Annotated in this window: 17 protein-coding genes, 1 tRNA gene and 1 other RNA gene; 9 read left to right on the top strand and 10 right to left on the bottom strand. The window is 68.0% G+C overall.

Annotation, left to right across the window (positions count from 1 at the left end):
* Positions 1 to 19 precede the first annotated feature (19 nt).
* From AC0LPE_RS01520 to ffs, 5 genes are all read right to left on the bottom strand, one after another.
* Positions 20 to 796: a trypsin-like peptidase domain-containing protein gene (locus AC0LPE_RS01520; RefSeq protein ID WP_490605486.1), complete on the bottom strand. Its 777-nt coding sequence runs from the start codon at positions 794 to 796 to the stop codon at positions 20 to 22.
* Positions 793 to 1,365, bottom strand: coding sequence for an HhH-GPD-type base excision DNA repair protein (locus AC0LPE_RS01515; RefSeq protein WP_088899157.1), 573 nt, complete (start codon positions 1,363 to 1,365; stop codon positions 793 to 795). Before AC0LPE_RS01515 ends, AC0LPE_RS01520 begins: the two co-directional genes overlap by 4 nt.
* Before the next feature lie 22 nt (positions 1,366 to 1,387).
* On the bottom strand, positions 1,388 to 2,746 hold the full coding sequence (locus tag AC0LPE_RS01510) for a hypothetical protein (RefSeq protein WP_490605485.1): 1,359 nt from the start codon (positions 2,744 to 2,746) through the stop codon (positions 1,388 to 1,390).
* Between the two features lie 381 nt (positions 2,747 to 3,127).
* Positions 3,128 to 4,420, bottom strand: coding sequence for an aspartate aminotransferase type Ic (locus AC0LPE_RS01505; RefSeq protein WP_088899130.1), 1,293 nt, complete (start codon positions 4,418 to 4,420; stop codon positions 3,128 to 3,130).
* 47 nt (positions 4,421 to 4,467) lie between these two features.
* An RNA gene (gene ffs, locus AC0LPE_RS01500) (signal recognition particle sRNA small type) lies at positions 4,468 to 4,562 on the bottom strand.
* Positions 4,563 to 4,679: 117 nt separating this feature from the next.
* Between ffs and AC0LPE_RS01495 the strand changes: the two genes are divergently transcribed.
* Both AC0LPE_RS01495 and AC0LPE_RS01490 read left to right on the top strand, forming a co-directional pair.
* Positions 4,680 to 4,767 (top strand) — tRNA-Ser (locus AC0LPE_RS01495).
* Positions 4,768 to 4,852: 85 nt separating this feature from the next.
* Positions 4,853 to 5,116 carry a hypothetical protein gene (locus AC0LPE_RS01490; RefSeq protein ID WP_059383179.1) on the top strand — a complete coding sequence of 88 codons (264 nt, stop codon included), beginning with the start codon at positions 4,853 to 4,855 and terminating at the stop codon, positions 5,114 to 5,116.
* A gap of 49 nt (positions 5,117 to 5,165) precedes the next feature.
* On the opposite strand, the gene AC0LPE_RS01485 is transcribed toward AC0LPE_RS01490, so the two are convergent.
* The 3 genes from AC0LPE_RS01485 to AC0LPE_RS01475 all read right to left on the bottom strand — a co-directional run bounded on the left by AC0LPE_RS01485 (position 5,166) and on the right by AC0LPE_RS01475 (position 8,889).
* The gene (locus tag AC0LPE_RS01485) at positions 5,166 to 6,005 is read right to left on the bottom strand and encodes an IS5 family transposase (RefSeq protein WP_168702844.1); all 840 of its coding nucleotides are present in this window, start codon (positions 6,003 to 6,005) and stop codon (positions 5,166 to 5,168) included.
* Positions 6,006 to 6,099: 94 nt separating this feature from the next.
* Positions 6,100 to 7,428: an MFS transporter gene (locus AC0LPE_RS01480; protein WP_259906637.1), complete on the bottom strand. Its 1,329-nt coding sequence runs from the start codon at positions 7,426 to 7,428 to the stop codon at positions 6,100 to 6,102.
* 390 nt (positions 7,429 to 7,818) lie between these two features.
* The gene (locus AC0LPE_RS01475) at positions 7,819 to 8,889 is read right to left on the bottom strand and encodes a GmrSD restriction endonuclease domain-containing protein (RefSeq protein WP_230825527.1); all 1,071 of its coding nucleotides are present in this window, start codon (positions 8,887 to 8,889) and stop codon (positions 7,819 to 7,821) included.
* A gap of 139 nt (positions 8,890 to 9,028) precedes the next feature.
* Between AC0LPE_RS01475 and AC0LPE_RS01470 the strand changes: the two genes are divergently transcribed.
* Both AC0LPE_RS01470 and AC0LPE_RS01465 read left to right on the top strand, forming a co-directional pair.
* Positions 9,029 to 9,694, top strand: a complete 666-nt coding sequence (locus AC0LPE_RS01470) for a YoaK family protein (protein ID WP_059383181.1) — start codon at positions 9,029 to 9,031, stop codon at positions 9,692 to 9,694.
* 53 nt (positions 9,695 to 9,747) lie between these two features.
* Positions 9,748 to 10,332, top strand: coding sequence for a TetR/AcrR family transcriptional regulator (locus tag AC0LPE_RS01465; protein WP_490605484.1), 585 nt, complete (start codon positions 9,748 to 9,750; stop codon positions 10,330 to 10,332).
* Between the two features lie 62 nt (positions 10,333 to 10,394).
* On the opposite strand, the gene AC0LPE_RS01460 is transcribed toward AC0LPE_RS01465, so the two are convergent.
* Positions 10,395 to 11,132 carry a 3-hydroxybutyrate dehydrogenase gene (locus tag AC0LPE_RS01460; protein WP_088899133.1) on the bottom strand — a complete coding sequence of 246 codons (738 nt, stop codon included), beginning with the start codon at positions 11,130 to 11,132 and terminating at the stop codon, positions 10,395 to 10,397.
* Positions 11,129 to 12,517, bottom strand: a complete 1,389-nt coding sequence (locus AC0LPE_RS01455; RefSeq protein WP_016691003.1) for an MFS transporter — start codon at positions 12,515 to 12,517, stop codon at positions 11,129 to 11,131. The genes AC0LPE_RS01460 and AC0LPE_RS01455 overlap by 4 nt, the downstream gene beginning before the upstream one ends.
* Before the next feature lie 123 nt (positions 12,518 to 12,640).
* On the opposite strand from AC0LPE_RS01455, the gene AC0LPE_RS01450 reads away from it, so the two are divergent.
* The 5 genes from AC0LPE_RS01450 to AC0LPE_RS01430 all read left to right on the top strand — a co-directional run bounded on the left by AC0LPE_RS01450 (position 12,641) and on the right by AC0LPE_RS01430 (position 17,216).
* Entirely contained in the window at positions 12,641 to 13,540 is a 900-nt protein-coding gene (locus tag AC0LPE_RS01450; protein WP_016691002.1) for a LysR family transcriptional regulator, read from the top strand.
* 9 nt (positions 13,541 to 13,549) lie between these two features.
* Positions 13,550 to 14,482 carry a tRNA glutamyl-Q(34) synthetase GluQRS gene (gluQRS, locus tag AC0LPE_RS01445; protein WP_490605483.1) on the top strand — a complete coding sequence of 311 codons (933 nt, stop codon included), beginning with the start codon at positions 13,550 to 13,552 and terminating at the stop codon, positions 14,480 to 14,482.
* 86 nt (positions 14,483 to 14,568) lie between these two features.
* Positions 14,569 to 15,495 (top strand): DUF2189 domain-containing protein, encoded by a 927-nt coding sequence (locus AC0LPE_RS01440; RefSeq protein ID WP_490605482.1) that lies wholly within the window; start codon positions 14,569 to 14,571, stop codon positions 15,493 to 15,495.
* Between the two features lie 111 nt (positions 15,496 to 15,606).
* Positions 15,607 to 16,359 (top strand): RDD family protein, encoded by a 753-nt coding sequence (locus AC0LPE_RS01435; RefSeq protein ID WP_229566827.1) that lies wholly within the window; start codon positions 15,607 to 15,609, stop codon positions 16,357 to 16,359.
* A 125-nt stretch (positions 16,360 to 16,484) separates the two neighbouring features.
* Positions 16,485 to 17,216: a queuosine precursor transporter gene (locus tag AC0LPE_RS01430; protein ID WP_088899137.1), complete on the top strand. Its 732-nt coding sequence runs from the start codon at positions 16,485 to 16,487 to the stop codon at positions 17,214 to 17,216.
* Positions 17,217 to 17,235 lie beyond the last annotated feature (19 nt).

Here is a 17,235-nt window from a genome sequence, read left to right as displayed (position 1 = left end):
GTAACGCGGGCGGGATCGGTCAGGGGGTGTCGACGAGACGGAACCCCGAGCCGATCCCGTCGCGCGCGTCGATCTCGGCGAGGATCCGATCGGCCCGCTGGTAGGCGGCGAACCTCGTGTCGGGAACCTGCCGGTCGTCGGAGACCGCGGTCTGCGGGAACCGGTAGCCCACCGACAGTCCCATCCATTCCCCCGTCTCGGCGCGCACGAGCGGACCGCCGGAGTCGCCCGGCCGCATGAGCAGCGGCGACGACATCAGGTTCCCGTCCACCCGCACATCGCCGGTCGCGCAGGCCACCGACGTGCTCCGCCCTGCCGCACAATGTGTTCCGACCGGCAGTTCACCGTCGCCGAACGCCGCGACCGATTCGAGCACGACTCGCTCTCCCCGGTCGTTGGGCACCGACGTATTCGATCCCCGCACGCGGGTCTCGTCGAGCACGACCACCGCGTAGTCGGCGATCTCGTCGGTGGGGAATCCCAGCTGATCGACCGAACCCGTACTCGCGACGTCCGTTTCGGTTCCGATCGGCCCTCGATGCTGCTCGTCGACCTTCCAGACGGGCGACGATCCCGTCTGGTAGCAGTGCCCCGCCGTGATCGCGACGAGACGACCCGCGTCGTCGTGTCCGACCGCTGCCACGGAACACCAACCCGGTGTCGGCTCTGCGGAGAACACGATCCCGTCGCCGGGCCGGAGGACGACCCGGTCGTCTCCCCCGCCGGCCGAGGCCACGCCCACGGCCCCCGCGGCGAAGGCGACGGCGGCGCCGCACACTGCTACGACACGCCTCATGACTTCTTCGCTGCCTTCATCGACTTCTTGAACTCGCGCACCTCGCGCAGCGACTGCTCGTCGACGACGTCGGCGATCGACCGGCGCGCATCCTCGTGCCCGTAGTCGCCGGCGGCCTCGCGCCATCCCTCGGGCCGCACACCCATCTGCTTGCCGAGCAGCGCCAGGAAGATACGTGCCTTCTGGTCGCCGTAGCCCGGCAGCTTCTTCAACCGTCGCAGCACTTCCTTGCCGTCCGGGTCGCCGGAGGTCCACAGTGCGGAGGCGTCTCCGTCGTAGTCCTCGACGATCGCCGCGCACAGCGCCTGGATCCGCTGTCCCATCGACTTGGGGAACCGGTGGACGGCCGGTTGCTGCGCGCACACCGCGACGAACTCGTCGGGATCGGCCGACGCGATGCGGTCCACGTCGAGACCGCCGAGACGGTCGGCGAGTTTCTTCGGTCCCGCGAACGCGACCTCCATCGCCACCTGCTGGTCGAGCAGCATGCCGATGAGAAGCGCCAGCGGGTTCTCGGCCAGCAGTGCGTCGGCGTCGGGATCTCCGACCAGGTTCAGCGTCGATGACATGCAGACGATCATGCCCTGCGCGTCAGGGGCGGCGCCACACGACCACCGCGATCACGATGCCCAGCGTGAGCGCGATCGACGTGGTCAGAGCATGCAACCAGTGCGGGAAGAGCGTCGGTTGTGACGTTGCCGGGACGGCAGCGAGTGCGGCGAACAGCGCCACGACGGCGATGACCGAGGCCGCCGCGGACCAGCCCTGGGCCAGGCGGGTGTGCCTCGCGCCGCGCAACTCCGCACTGCGCAGCAGGGCGTGCTCGACGACGTCCACGGCATCGGACAGTTCCGCGTCGAGTTCGGCCATCTCGTCGGCGACCCGGCCGGCCATGAGCGCTCGCAGCTGGGTGGGTTGTGTCCACGAATGGAACCGGTCGTCGTGGATCGATTCCTTGCGCAGCAGGGCACGCTCCATCCGGCGGGCCTGCATGACCGCGATGTCGTCGAGGACCGTGGCCAGCCGATCGCCGTCGAGCCCGTCGGGGTGGCGCAGGTGCTCCACGGTCGTCCAGTAGTCGGCGGAGGCCCGTGCCCGCACCGCCACCCACGGGATGAGCCCGTAGATCATCTCGCGGGTGCCGTGCCCGACGTAGTCGCTGCCGAGGGCGGTGGCTTCGAGGTCGAACAGCACCGCACCGGAGTCCTCCCGCACGGCGATGGCCGCTCCCGGCTGCACGGGCCGGTCCACCAGCGGAACCCGATCCCACTTCCACAACACGCCCCAGGACCGAGCGGCGGCGCGGGCCTGGGGTCCGATGCGCGGACCGTCGACGAGCGAGCGGACCCGTTCGCCGCCGCTCGAGACCACTTCCACGACCATCCCCTCGACGACCTCCCGATCACCGACCCCCCGGTGACGGTGGACGACGAGTTCGTGCAGGGGCCGGTAGGTCGTCGGCGCGCACAACCGCCTGTTCAGTCCGGGAAACACGTCGTTCAGGCAGGCGTCGGAGGTCAGTTCGAAGGGCGCGAGGAACTCGCCGAGCACCGGGCGCAGACCGGCGCCGTCGCGGTCCTGCAGCGGGTCGCTGCGCCAGTCGATCAACGGCGGGCCGTGGTCCGTCAGCGACTCCAACGCCAGGACGAGGCCATGGCCGGGGACGTCCCACAGCGACACGCATGTCGCGGGGTGTCCCACATACGGCAGGGTCGCGTCCGGCGCCTCACGCAGCGAACCCGTCGATGCACCGAACGAGACCTCCGGTCGTGTCGGGTCGACGACGTGCCGGAACGCGAGCAGACACGGCGGACGCACACCGTGGTCCGAATCGGGCCGATCGGCGATACGTGCCGGCAGGAAAGGCTCCACCTTCTCGACGGGCGGGACCCGCGGTGGCGTCTCGGGCGCCGCCTCGATGTCGAGCGCCAGGAGGAACACCTTCAGCACACCGAGACACCCCGTGACAGATCCGACGGCCGATGCGCCGACTCCGGAGTTCACGAGAGCGCGGTTTTCCATCACACTCACCACTTCCGAACCCGCCGCACGGTATGCGGCGACCCTGACCAGCGAGTATGTCAGGTCGGTCGGGGAAAGCAAGTCGCTGTCACGGCGGGTACCGATAACGCCCCGACCAGGGGTGATCCGAGTTGTCCACCGTCGGTCCACGTGTTGTGCACAACTTTATCCACAGGTTGGGAACAAACTCCCACTCGGAGTGCAGATTGTTGCCGACGGAGGCACGCAACAAAGAAACGAGGCTCGCAACGTCGGCAGTGACTGCCGATGTTGCGAGCCTCGTCCTCGCGTTGCGTACCTACCCGCGCACTACTTGTCGGCGAGCGCCTTCTCCGCCGCGGCCAGCAGCACGCAGGTCGCGACGCCGTCCATGGCCTTCTCGAGCTCGCCGAGCGAAGGGAAGCTCGGCGCGAGGCGGATGTTCTTGTCCTCGGGGTCCTTCTTGTACGGGAACGCCGAACCGGCACCCGTCAGCGCGATACCCGCTTCCTTCGCCAGGGCGATGACGCGGGCCGCCGTGCCCTCGACGACGTCGAGGCTGATGAAGTAGCCGCCCTCGGGCTCGGTCCACGACGCGACCTTCGACGAGCCGAGACGCTCCTCGAGGATGCGGCGCACCAGCGCGAACTTCGGCGCGAGGATCTCGCGGTGCTTGGCCATGTGGGCACGCACGCCCTCGGCGTCGCGGAAGAAACGCAGGTGACGCAGCTGGTTGACCTTGTCGGGGCCGATGGTCTTGATGCCCAGATGCTTCTGGTACCAGGTGAGGTTCTCGGTGGAGCTGCCGAAGAAGCTCACGCCCGAACCGGCGAAGGTGATCTTCGAGGTGGACGCCAGCGCGAACACACGGTTGGGGTGACCGGCCTGCGCGGCCAGACCGAGGATGTCGATCGCGGGCGCGAGGTGCTCGGTGAGCGGGTGCACCGCGTAGGCGTTGTCCCAGAAGATGCGGAAGTCGGGAGCGGCCGTCGGCATCGACACCAGCTCGCGGGCGATCTCCTCGGAGTACACCGCGCCGGTGGGGTTCGAGTAGGTCGGCACGGCCCACATGCCCTTGATCTGCGGGTCGTTCGCGACGAGATCGGCGATGAACCGCACGTCGGGGCCGTCCTCGCGCAGCGGCACGGGGATCATCTCGATGCCGAGCGACTCGGTGATCGCGAAGTGCCGGTCGTAGCCGGGCGCCGGGCACAGGAACTTGACGACCGATTCCTGCGACCACGGGCGCGGCGAGTCGACGGTGCCGTGCAGCAGCGACCAGACGACGAGATCGTGCATGATCTCGAGGCTCGCGTTGTTGCCGGCGAGCAGGTTCTCGACCGGGATGTTCAGCAGCTCGGCGAAGATCGCGCGCAGCTCGGGCAGGCCGGTGAGGCCGCCGTAGTTGCGGGTGTCGGTGCCCTTGCCGTCGCGGAAGTCGTCGGCGCCCGGCAGCGACAGCAACTCCGCGGAGAGGTCGAGCTGCTCGGGCGAGGGCTTGCCGCGGGTCAGGTCCAGCGTCAGCTTCTCCGACTTCAACCGTTCGTAGTTGGCGGACTGGCGCTCGTGCTCTGCAACGAGTTCCTCATGGCTCATCAACCCGTACTGGGTCTGCGTAGGCATGCGGAGGGACCTTTCACCGTGCACGGCGACACGGGCATCGGCGGAAATTAAGAGGACCCCGCGCACCCGGCAGAGCCCGTTGACCCTTGCTGCCTTCCGGCCCTGGGGGAGTTCACAGGATGCGCGCCGCGCGGGATCCATCGGCAAGTGTAGAGGAACGAGCGCCCCGGCGGCGAACCCGCCCCCGCAGCACCCCCGGAATCAGGGTGCGACGTGCTCGTTTGGCAAGTTGGGGTCTCCATTCGGTATGCTTCCCCACGGAGGATTCGCCTAGTGGCCTATGGCGCTCGCCTGGAACGCGGGTTGGGTTAACGCCCTCAGGGGTTCAAATCCCCTATCCTCCGCCACGGAACCCCGTGGGGCGCACAGCGTCCCACGGGGTTTCTGCTTTTCCGCCGCCCCTGTTCGCGTACCGGGCCGATCTCGGGCACGATGCGTCTCGTGACCGCGGACGACAATTTCCCGCTCGCCGGCAACGCCGACCACGAGCAGGCTTCGGTCTGGGTGGAGATGCTGGACCGGGAGATCGACGAGGTGTCCGCAGCCATCGAGAAGACCGAACAGAAGGCCCTCGCCGAACACCGGGTGGGGGCCGTGGACCGAGCGCGCAGGTTCGACGCCGAGGTCGAGCGACTGGGCGCCCAGCTCCGCGATCTGCACCGCATGCGTCGCAATCTCACCGACCGCTTCAGCTGATCGGAGAGATCGCGGCGGTGCGTTAGGGATCGCGCGGATAGGGCATGAGTCACGGGCTGCGGGCGGGTCGTGTATCCCATCTGTAGATGGACCATGCTCGACGGACCAGACGGCGGATGATGATGATCGCGCTGGCTAACGCGATCCACGCATCCTGGACTAGCGCTCTCCGGTCGGTCACCTTCGCTAGGGCCGCGAATCCTCGGTTATGCCAAGCGTTCGTGCGTTCGACTACCCACCGGCGGGTGTGGTTGATCGGCACGAACGCGCCTTTTGGGCTGATTCGCCGATCGCATCCCAGCTCCTCTAGGAGACTTCGAGTGGTCATGGAGTCGTAGCCTGCATCCAAATGAACGGTGATGTTCTGCGGTAGATGGCAGCCAAAGACGTCGAGTTTCTCGAGCGTGGGACGTAGAAGAGGAGAATCGTTCTGGTTAGCTCCGGCCAGCACCCATCCGATTGGGATGCCGCCACCTTCCACGAGCAGTGATCGTTTTAGACCTGACTTTCCTCGGTCAACAGGGCTGCGGCCTGTGTTCTCGCCCCCGCACGGTGCCTTGACGATGCATCCATCAACCACGAGGTCGTCAAGGTCGAGACCGACCGCCTGGTCATAGGCGCCAAGCGCGAGCCGGTGGATCGCGTCGAAAACGCCAGCGCGGATCCATTCGTCGCGTCGAGCACGCATCGTGGTCGCCGAGCAGTTCGCATCCGCGTGTTGTTGGTAGGAGCCTCCCAGGACGAGGCGGGCAAGGAGTTTGTCGAACACGACCCGGTCGGGGATGCGAGGGCGGTGGCACCCCAGAGGATGAGTGATGGTTCGTTCGGGAAGCAGCGTTCGGAACTGGTCCCACAACGGGTCGGTGATGAAGCTTGGAAGGACAGGCACGGCATCTTCTGCGTGTTGGCGGCAAAGGAACAGGCACGCCCGCCCCTGTGGCAGACAGGCGAATGGGACAGAGGCGAGCGTCGTGATGTTCGATCTATGCGTCGGCCTTGACAGGCGCCGGAGACCGGCCGATGACCACCGCACCTACGACAAGCCCTGCGATAGCCAGCACCGCAGCGACGAGGAACGGATCGCCAGCGTGCAGAGTCGGTGCGAACCCGATTCCCACATAGACGGCCACACCGGTCGCGCCCCCGAGTTGGTCGGCCGCGCGCTGGACGCCCGAGGCGATCCCGGCGTCTTCGTCAGTAGTTCCGCTGACTGCGATGTACTGCAGGCCGACGAGACCGAAACCCATACCCGCCGCGATCAGCAGCATCGCCGGGAGTAACCATGCCGCCCCACCACCGAGGACGGTGACGACAGCGACCGCGACCATCGCGCCTGCGGCGCAGGCGAGCCCGATCATCACGCACACACGCGCACCCCAGAGTTCCAGCAGGTGCGGCACGAGCATCGAGGCCGCTATCAGCGCCACCGCCAGCGGCAACATAGTCAACCCTGCCCCGAGCGGCCCGATGCCTAATCGGTCCTGGAGATAGAAGGTGAACAGTAGGAACGAGGTCGACAGCGCTCCGCTGAGCACCATCGTGGTCAAGTTCGCCCGTACCCGGGACCGGTCAGCGAAAAAGGCCATCGGGACCAGCGGGTTCTGCGACCTCGACTCGACCCGCACGAACCCGGCTGCGGCCGCCACCGCGCCGGCAAGCGCGCCCAGGATCAGCCACGGGTTTGCACCGGGCTCCCCGGCCTCGACCACGGCGTACACGAAGAGCAGCGGGCCCGCCGTAAGCAGGAACGAACCGGGCAAGTCCAACCGAACTTGCCCCCTGGGTACGGATCGGTCAGCCGGCACTAGTAAAAGCGCAGCCACGACCACGACCACGATGAACGGCACCGAGATCAGAAAGATCCAGCGCCACCCCAGGTAAGCGGTGATGATCCCGGATAGCGCGAAACCGAGCACCAACCCGCAGCTAGCCACGGCCGCCCACACGCTCAAGGCGCGGGAACGGCGGCGCCCCTCGGGGAACAGCAGCACGATGGTCGCCATCGCCGCGGGCAGCGCGACGGCCTCACCGGCACCCTGCAGGAGACGAGCTACTACCAGTACTTGGAATGAGGGGGCCAGGCCTGCCAGAAGGGACGCCGCGCCGAACAGGGTCGTGCCTGCCAGGAGAGTACGGCGGCGGCCAACCAAGTCGCCGAGCCGGCCGCCGAGCATCAGCAACCCACCACCGGTAATCGTGTAACCGATCACGACCCAGGTCAGGGAGTGTCCGCCAACGCCGTATTCCGCACCGATCGAGGGCAGCGCGATGTTGACCACGGTCACGTCGACCGCGATGAAGAACTGCAGCATAGACATCGCACACAACACGAGCCATACGCGTACAGGGGCGGGACTTTGCCCGCGAGAAGTAGGAGAAATGCCTGAAAGCATCGAGTGCTCCGTCGCTCTGAAGAGTTACTGAGCAGCACAAGGGGCCGCTCCGGACTGGTTCACGAAGCGGCTGGACGTTCCAAAAGAAGTGTTGCTACGACCTGGTCGTCCCGCCGCTAGCGGGACGACCAGGTCACTGCCGCGCAAGCGGCCGAGGACGAAGCGCCTGACATGCCTCGAACCCTATCAGTGAGCACCTGCTCTCAGCCCAAAGACGTCTGCACCTATCCGCGCGCTCTCTTACTCGCAGGCGCTGCGGTGCGTTACTCGCAGGCGCTGTGGTGCGTTACTCGCAGGCGCTGTGGTGCGTTACTCGCAGGCGACGCCGTCCCCGTCACCGTCCATCTTCGGCCGGTAGCCGGGCTCTCCCACATACAGGGGTGCAGCTCCCGCAGCGCGGGCCGCCGCGCAGTTCTCGTAGTACACGCTCGCCGGAGCAGGGGCAGGTGGGGCCGGCTCGGGAGCAGGCGCGGGCGCGGGCGCGGGTGCCGGAGCAGGAGCCGGCGCGGGGGCCGGTCGCGTCGTCGTGGTGGGTACGGGAGCGGGTGCAGCTGCGGGAGCTCCACCTCCGCATTCGGTGAGGACCCGCACCATCGCGTCGTGCTCGGCCTGCGTCACCCACAGGCCGTAGATCGCCTTGACCTCGATCTGCCGCGCGACGTACGTGCAGCGGTACGCGCGGTTCGGCGGCAGCCAGGTCGCGGCGTCACCGTCGCTCTTCTGCTGGTTGGTCGGCCCGTCCACGGCCTGGAGGTTGCGCGGGTCGTTGGCGAAATCGGCACGGGTGCCCGCGTCGAGCTGCTGCGCACCCTTCTGCCACGCGTCCGACAACGCGACGACGTGGTCGATCTGCACCGCGGTCGAGGTGTCCTGTCCGCGGGTGAATGCGATCGTCGTGCCGGTGTACACGTCGTTCAGGGTTCCCGACGCGACGACGCAGTCGCGGGTACCGGGCCGGTAGACGATGTCGACGAGGTCGCGCCGCAGGATGTCGTTGCGGGTGTCGCAGCCGTTGCCCCCGAACTCCACCGACACGTCGTCGCTCCACGCCTGACCGAACAGGTCGCGGCTGTACCCGGTCTTGGGCGCGCGCCCCTTGACGGGCAGGGTCGCCAGCCGGGCCAGGGCCTCCGACGAATCCGCCGACGCTGCCGGGTTCGACGCCGCCGGACTCGATGCGGTCGTCGAGGAGGGGCGCGTCGCGGTGGGTGAAGATGTCGTCGTGGGAGTTTCGGAGCTCGGCGCCGGAGACTGTTCGGAGGTCGCCGCCGGAGCGGCGGAGGTGTCCTCGGCCGTCGAGTCGCAACCGGTGAGGGTCAGACCCGCGACCGTCGCGACGACGAGCAGGGACAGCCGGGACGACAAGCGGGGCAAGGACATCGAGGGAACTCCTGAGAACGACGGCGCCGGACGGCTTCCCTTGTCCATCGCGCCCACGACGCCCGGTCGTTACACCACGTAAGCATCCGGGAGCCGACGTGGTCGGCATCCCGGAGGGAACGGTTCCTACTATCGTCTGGTGGTCGGTTACGGCAGGCAGTTGCAGGGACTCGCGATCGCGCTGTCCTCTCTCGCAGGGTTCATCGATGCCCTCGGGTTCATCACCCTGGGCGGTGTGTTCGTGTCGTTCATGAGCGGCAACTCCACGCGCTTCGCGGTCGGCACGGCCGACGGTGCGTGGCAGACGGTGGCGCTCATCGGCGGTGTGCTCGCGCTGTTCGTGCTCGGGGTGATCCTCGGCAGCGTGGTGGCGGAACTGACCGACCGCGACCGGCGGACCCGCAAGATCGCGGTCCTCGCAACCGTGACGGTGTTGCTGACGGTCGCCGCTGCGGCCGTCCTGGTGGACTGGACGCCGGTCTCCGTGATCGCGATGACCTTGGCCATGGGAACGGAGAACTCGGTGTTCCGGCGCCACGGGGAGACGACCGTCGCCCTGACCTACATGACGGGTGCACTGGTCAAGATCGGGCAGCGGATCGCGGCGGCGTTCTTCGGCGGTCCGCGCTGGAGTTGGCTGCCCTATCTGGGTCTGTGGGGCGGCCTTGTGACGGGTGCCGTTCTCGGCGCGCTCGCCCATCGGGCGCTGGGATTGCACGCTCTGTGGATCGCGGCGGCGTTCGCAGCCACGCTGACGGTCTCGGTCCGTTTCCTCTCCGATCACGAGCTCACCGGCGGGGTGTGATTCCCACCTCCCCGTACGTTCGTACGGTGGAGGGCTCGGCTACGGTGCTCCCCATGCGCACGCGCCCCTACGTCACCACCAGCCCCACAAGGCTCGCTGCGGCCCTGCTCGACGTGGCCGCACGCAACGGTCTCGACGCGGCGAGCGTCCGGGAGGTGGCCAACGAGGCAGGGGTCTCGATCGGGGCGGTGCAGCACCATTTCCCGACCAAGGACGAGATGCTCGCGTACTCGTTCCGCACCCTCTCGGACCGGGTGCTGAACCGGCTGACGAACGTCGATCCCGACATCGATCCGGCGCGCACCCTGTTCTCCGCGCTCAGCCAGCTGCTCCCGCTCGACGAGGAACGCGGCAGCGAGGTACACGTGATGTCGGCGTTCGCCGTGCGGGCGGTCACCTCCCCCACCCTGAGCGCCGTCCGCACCGCCACCCTGTTCACGATCCGGACGGGCATAGCGCGCGTATTGATCCGCGCGGGAACACCCGATCCGGAGACCCGGGCCGCCCTGCTGCTCTCGGCCGCGAACGGGCTCGCGCTCGACGCGGCGGCCAGCCCCGAGCTCTACCCGCGGGAGTATCTGACCCACGCTCTGCACGCCCAGGTCCAGCTCGTCCTCGACGGCGCCGACGCGCACTGACCCGCGCCCCGGAATCCGGGACGCGGGTCGGTGAAGGCGATCGCACAGTGCGATCAGTGCGGTCAGTGGGCCGACCAGCCGCCGTCCATCGTGTACGACGCGCCGGTGACCATCCCGGCCTCGTCGGAGGCCAGCCACGACACGAGCGAGGCCACCTCCTCCGGCTCGACCAGCCGGGTCACCGCCTGATCGGTGAGCAGGACATCCGAGAGCACGCGATCCTCCGGGATGTCATGCGCGCGAGCCTGTTCCGATATCTGCTTCTCCACCAGCGGGGTACGCACGTAACCCGGATTGACGCAGTTGCTCGTCACGCCGTGGGGGCCACCCTCGAGCGCGACGACCTTGGAGAACCCCTCGAGGCCGTGCTTGGCGGTGACGTACCCGGCCTTGAAGGCCGACGCCCGCAGCCCGTGGACCGACGAGATGTTCACGATCCGGCCGAAGCCCCGCTCGTACATTCCGGGCAGCGCGGCCTTCACGAGCAGGAAGGGCGCCTCGACCATGAGCGTCTGGATGCGGCGGAAGTCGGCGAGGGCGAAGTCCTCCACCGGCCGCACCACCTGGATGCCGGCGTTGTTGACGAGGATGTCGACGTCGAGGCGGAAACCGTCGAGGCCGTCGGTGTCGAGCAGGTCGACGCTCCACGCCTCTCCCCCGATCTCGTGGGCGAGCGTCTTCGCGGCGACCTCGTCGACGTCGGCGACGGTCACGCGGACTCCCTGCCGAGCGAGCGCGCGGGCGCAGGCCGCCCCGATCCCGCCGGCACCACCGGTCACGAGTGCGGTGCGGGCCCTCATGCCGAGACCCTGGTGTTCTCGGCGGCCTTCTCCTGGGCGACCGTCTCCGCGTCCGCGGCGTCGATGTCGCGCAGCGAGATGCCCTTCGTCTCCCGGGCCACGATCACCGCGACGATCGTGATCAGCGACGATCCGAGCAGGTAGAAGGAGATCGGGACCGACGAATCGAAACGGCTGAGCAGGCTCGCGGCGATGATCGGGGCGAGCGACCCGGCGACGATCGAGGTGACCTGGTAGCCGAGCGAGACGCCCGAGTAGCGCATGCGGGTCGGGAACATCTCCGCCATGATCGCGGGCTGCCCGGCGTACATGAACGAGTGGAAGACGAGTCCGATGACGATCGCCGAGACGATCCACGCGCTGTTGCCGGTGTCCATCATCGGGAAGGCGAGGAAGCCCCAGGCACCGGCGGTGACGGCACCGATCATGTAGACGGGGCGGCGTCCCAGCGTGTCCGACAGTCGCCCGACCACCGGGATGATCACGAAGTGCACGGCGTGCGCGGCGAGCATCCACCACAGGATGTGGCTGGTGTCGGCACCGACGACGATCTTCAGATAGGTGATCGAGAAGGTGACGACGAGGTAGTACATGACGTTCTCGGCGAACCGCAGGCCCATCGCCGTGAACACGCCGCGCGGGTAGCGCTTGAGCACCTCGAAGACGTTGAACGACGTCTCCTTGAGCTTGTCGGCCTCCTGCTGCGCTTCGAGGAAGATCGGGGCGTCGGTGACCTTGGTGCGGATGTAGTAGCCGATCAGCACGATGACGGCCGAGAGCCAGAACGCGACTCGCCAGCCCCACGACAGGAAGGCCGATTCGGGCAGCGTGGTGGTGAGAACGAGCAGGACGATCGTCGCGAGAAGATTGCCCATCGGAACGCCGGCCTGCGGCCACGACGACCAGAACCCGCGCGAGCGGTTGGGGCTGTGTTCGGCGACCAGCAGCACCGCGCCGCCCCACTCGCCGCCGACCGCGAAGCCCTGGACGAACCGGAGCGTCACGAGCAGCGCCGGCGCCCAGTACCCGATGGCACCGAAGGTCGGCAGGCAGCCCATCAGGAAGGTCGCGACGCCGACCATGATGATGCTGGTCTGCAGCAGCTGCTTGCGTCCGAACCGGTCACCGAAGTGGCCGAAGACGATGCCGCCGAGCGGCCGGGCGACGAAGCCCACGGCGTAGGTGACGAACGCCGCGATGATCGCGTCGAGTTCGTTGCCGCCGTCGGGGAAGAAGACCTTGGCGAAGACGAGGGTCGCGGCGGTGCCGTAGAGGAAGAACTCGTACCACTCGACGACGGTGCCCGCCATGGACGCACCGACGACCCTGCGCAATGCCGACGGCGAGCTCTCCGGCCCGTCCGTTCGTGCCTGTTCGACGCTCATGCCTGCACCCTCCCGGAATACTCTGTGACGGGGAACACTTCCAAACACATATGCCGAGTATCGGTACGCACATTTGCATCCACAATGACGCGATTCGCAGATGCGATCTGCAAAACTGCACACATGAGCGTGCCCTCGGCCGATGACCTCCTCGTCCTGCTCGCCGTCGGGCGCAGTGGCAGGTTCACCAGCGCCGCCGACGACCTGGGCGTCAACCACACCACGATCTCCCGGCGGATCGCCGCGCTCGAGCGCAGCCTCGGCGGTCGCGTGCTCACGCGGTCGGCGGCGGGATGGGAACTGACCGACCGCGGTCGCGAGGCGCTCGAGGCCGCCGAACGCATCGAGGCCGCGGTCGGAAGTCTGCGGAACCCCCGGGGTGAGCGCCGCCTCGAGGGCGTCGTGCGTATCTCCGCCACCGACGGCTTCAGCGCCTACATCGCCGCCCCGGCCGGCGCGCTCGTGCGGCAACGCCACCCGGGTATCTCCGTCGAGATCGTCGCGACCACCCGTCGCGCCTCACAGCAGCGGTCCGGCATGGACATCGAGGTGGTCGTGGGACGCCCGCAGGTGCATCGGGCCGAAGCGCACCGTCTCGCCGACTACAACCTGGGCCTGTATGCCTCGCGCGATTATCTCGCCACGCACGGTTCCCCGTCGTCGGTCCGCGACCTGCGTGAGCACACCCTCGTGTACTTCATCGATTCGATGCTGCAGGTCGACGATCTCGACGTCGCGCGGCGCATCGCCCCCGACATGCAGGATTCGATCAGCTCGACGAACGTGTTCGTGCACGTCGAAGCGACCCGCGCCGCCGGAGGCCTCGGTCTGTTGCCGTGCTTCATGGCCGACCGGCACCCCGATCTCGTCCGGGTCCTGCCCGGCGAGGTCGAGGCGCGTCTGGCCTACTGGCTCGTCGCGCGCTCGGAGACGCTGCGGCGGCCGGAGGTCGCGGCCGCAGTCGCGGCGATCCGGGAGGTCGTGCACGCCCAGCGAGCGGTGCTCCTGGGTGTCGCTCGATAGAGTGCACGGGTGTCACTTTCGGACGAGGACGAAGCAGGAGCGGGTCGCTTCGCACCGAGTCCCTCCGGCGACCTGCATCTCGGCAATCTGCGCACCGCCGTCCTGGCGTGGTTGTTCGCGCGGTCGACGAACCGCCGGTTCCTCGTGCGCGTCGAGGATCTCGACCGGGTGCGTCCCGGCGCGGAGCAACGCCAGCTCGCGGATCTCGCGGCGATCGGTCTCGACTGGGACGGTCGGGTGGTCCACCAGTCCCGCCGCCGGCGCCTGTACGACGAGGCGATCGCGCGGCTCGAGCAGGCCGGCCTGACCTACGAGTGCTACTGCACCCGACGCGAGATCCTCGAGGCCACCTCCGCACCCCACGCCCCTGCGGGCGCCTATCCGGGCACCTGTCGCAATCTCACCGACGAGCAGCGGGCCGAGCGCCGGGCCTCCGGCCGCGCCCCCGCGATCCGGCTGCGGGCGACCGAGGAGTGGTTCACCGTCCACGACCTGCTGCACGGCGATTTCACGGGCATCGTCGACGATCTCGTGTTGCGCCGCAACGACGGAACCCCCGCGTACAACCTCGCGGTGGTGGTCGACGACGCCGACCAGGGCATCGATCAGGTGGTGCGCGGCGACGATCTGCTCACCTCCGCGCCCCGACAGGCCTGTCTCGCACACCTTCTCGGACTGTCGGAGCCCGTCTACGCGCACGTGCCGCTCGCGCTCGACAAGGAGGGCAAGCGACTGGCCAAACGGGACGGCGCGGTGACACTGGCCGATCAGCTCGCGCTCGGACACACGGCCGCCGACGTGCTGGGCACGATCGCCGTGTCGCTGCGACTCGCCGACCCCGGCGAGCCCGTGTCGCCGGAACTGTTGCTGGACCGCTGGAATCCCGTGCTGCTTCCCCGGGATCCGTGGGTGTTCACCCCGTCGGAGGAAGGCATCCGATAGGACACGATGCGGACATAGCGGATGCAGACCCGAGGTGATATCCGTACTCTCTCGGAAGTGTCCGATCCCGGAGACGAGAGGCAGCCATGACCACCGGTGGTTACGACCCGAATCAGGATCCGAAGAACCCGGGTGGTTATCCGCCACCCGGAAGCTATCCGCCGCCCTCGGGCGGTGGCACTCCCCCGCCGGGTGGGAACTATCCGCCGCCCGGCAACTACCCCCCTCCGGGGAACTACCCCCCGCCCTCGGGTGGCAACTACCCGCCGCCGGGTGGGTCCTACCCGCCGCCGGGGAACTATCCGCCTCCCCCGTCGGGTGGTGACTACCCGCCCCCGCCGGGTGCGTACGGCGCCGGGAGCTTCGGTGGTCCGCCTCCGAATCAGCTGAGTGTCGGCGACGCGATCTCCTACGGCTGGTCGAAGTTCAGCGGTAACGCCGGCGTGTGGATCGTCTTCATGCTCGCCGCGTTCGTCATCCAGGGCCTGATCAGCGGCATCTTCAACGGGTTCGACTTCACCGGTGAGGCGACGGACTTCACCCTGCTGAGCGCCATCGGCAGCATCGTCTCGGCGATCGTCGGATACCTGATCCAGGCCGCCTTCGTGCGCGGTGCGCTGGCCGAAACCGACGGGCAGCGCCCTGCTTTCGGGACGTTCCTCCAGATCGGCCCGATCGGTGCGGTCATCCTCGCAGGTCTGCTCGTGGGCATCGGCACGTCGATCGGTCTCGTGCTGTGCATCCTCCCGGGCCTGGTGTTCGCGTTCTTCGCGTGGTGGACGATGCAGTTCGTCATCGATCGCAATCAGGATGCCGTCACCGCGATCAAGTCGAGCTTCAATGCCGTGAAATCGAATGCGGGAACGCTGGTGCTGCTCGCCCTCGCACTGCTCGGCATCAACCTCGTCGGTGCCCTGCTGTGCCTGATCGGCCTGCTGGTCACGGTGCCGGTGTCGATCATCGCCGTCACGTACGCCTACCGGGTCACCACGGGTGGTCCCGTAGCGGCCTGACACAACCCCCGGCGGGATCCTCCCGTCGCATCCGTAGGCATATCTACCGACGCGCCACGGCACGCTGTACCGTGGCGCGTTGCCATGCCGATCGCGACAAGGGAGACATAAGTGACCACTGGTGGCTATCCACCCCCTCAGCAGGATCCTCGGGCGACGGGCGGTCATCCCGGCGCCCCCTCGTACGGCGCCACCCCGCCCGATTACACCCAGCAGTTCCCGCAGTACGGCGCGCCCCAGAACGGTGGCCCCCAGTACGGCGCTCCTCAGTACGGAACCCCGCAGAACGGAACGCCCCAATTCGGTGCGCCCCAGTTCGGCGCTCCTCAGTACGGTGCACCCCAGTACGGGGCGCCGCAGGACGGTGGGTTCGGCGGCCCGGGATTCCCCGGCCCGGATCCGAATTTCGGTGCCGGCACCCCGGGGGAATTGCTCCCGCGTCTCGGCGCCCGCATCATCGACGGCCTCATCGTTGGTATCCCCATGGGGATCCTGAGCGCGATCATGATCCTCGCGAGCGGTGGAAGCGGTTTCGTGGACTTCTTCATGACGGTCGTCAGCGGTGTCGTCGCCTTCGGCTACTGGACGTACATGGAGTCCGCTCGGGGCGCGACCGTCGGCAAGAAGCTCCTCGGCCTGTCGGTCGCCGGCCCTGCCGGTGGCAATCCCACCCTCGAGCAGGCCGCCAAGCGCAACGCGTTCGTCGCGTTGCAGATCCTCACCGGTGTCCCGCTGCTGGGCTTCCTCGCCGGTCTGCTGTCGCTCGCCGCATACATCGGTATCGCGGTCACCATCGAGCAGGACGGCAACAAGCAGGGTTTCCACGACAAGTTCGCCGGCGGCACCCGGGTACGCAAGTCCTGATCTCCCGCGCGCTCCGGGTCCCGTCCCCGCCAGGACGGGACCCGTTCGTCGCATATGGGGTGTTCGCGCACGTACAGACCATCCGCAACTTCGTGATCGCCCCGTGGTGATGCTTGGATGTCCGGGTGACCGAGCACGGATCGAACACCTCCCCCGCCCTCTTCGACCACGCCGCCTTCGCGCGCGTGGGCCGCAGCCCGTACACGGGGATCGTCGTGCTGTTCACCGCGGTGCTGATGATCTCCAACATCTCCGCGACGAAGGGCATCGCGTTCTTCACCGACTCCGAGTTCGCCGTCGGCCCGCTGCAGATCCTGCCGATCATCACCGACGGCGGGTTCTTCCTGTTCCCCCTCGCCTACATCCTCGGCGACGTGCTCAGCGAGGTGTACGGCTTCGCGGCCACCCGCCGCGCCGTCTTCTACGGCTTCGGGGCGGTCGCGCTGTCCGCGCTGTGCTTCTGGATCACGCAGCAGCTGCCCCCGGCCGACTTCTACGCCGGTCAGGAGTCCTTCGAGAACGTCCTCGGCGTGGTGCCCCGGATGCTCATCGCCGGGCTCGCGGGGTACGCGGTCGGGCAGCTGCTCAACTCGTACGTGCTCGTCCGCATCAAGGAACGCACCCGGGAGAAGCACCTGTGGGCGCGGCTGATCGGGTCGACCGTCGTGGGTGAGTTCGCCGACACCCTCATCTTCTGCTCGATCGCCGCAGGGGCCATCGGCATCACGACCTGGGCCGACTTCGTCAACTTCGTGATCGTCGGGTTCCTGTGGAAGACGCTGGTCGAGATCGTCGTGCTCCCGGTGACCTACCGCGTGATCGCCTACGTCAAGAAGCGCGAACCCTCCTACGCGTGACGACTCACGCCTGACGACT

This window comes from Rhodococcus sp. S3, assembly GCF_058211795.1.
The sequence above is the reverse complement of the archived record's forward strand: the minus strand, read 5'-3'. Positions and strand labels throughout refer to the sequence as shown.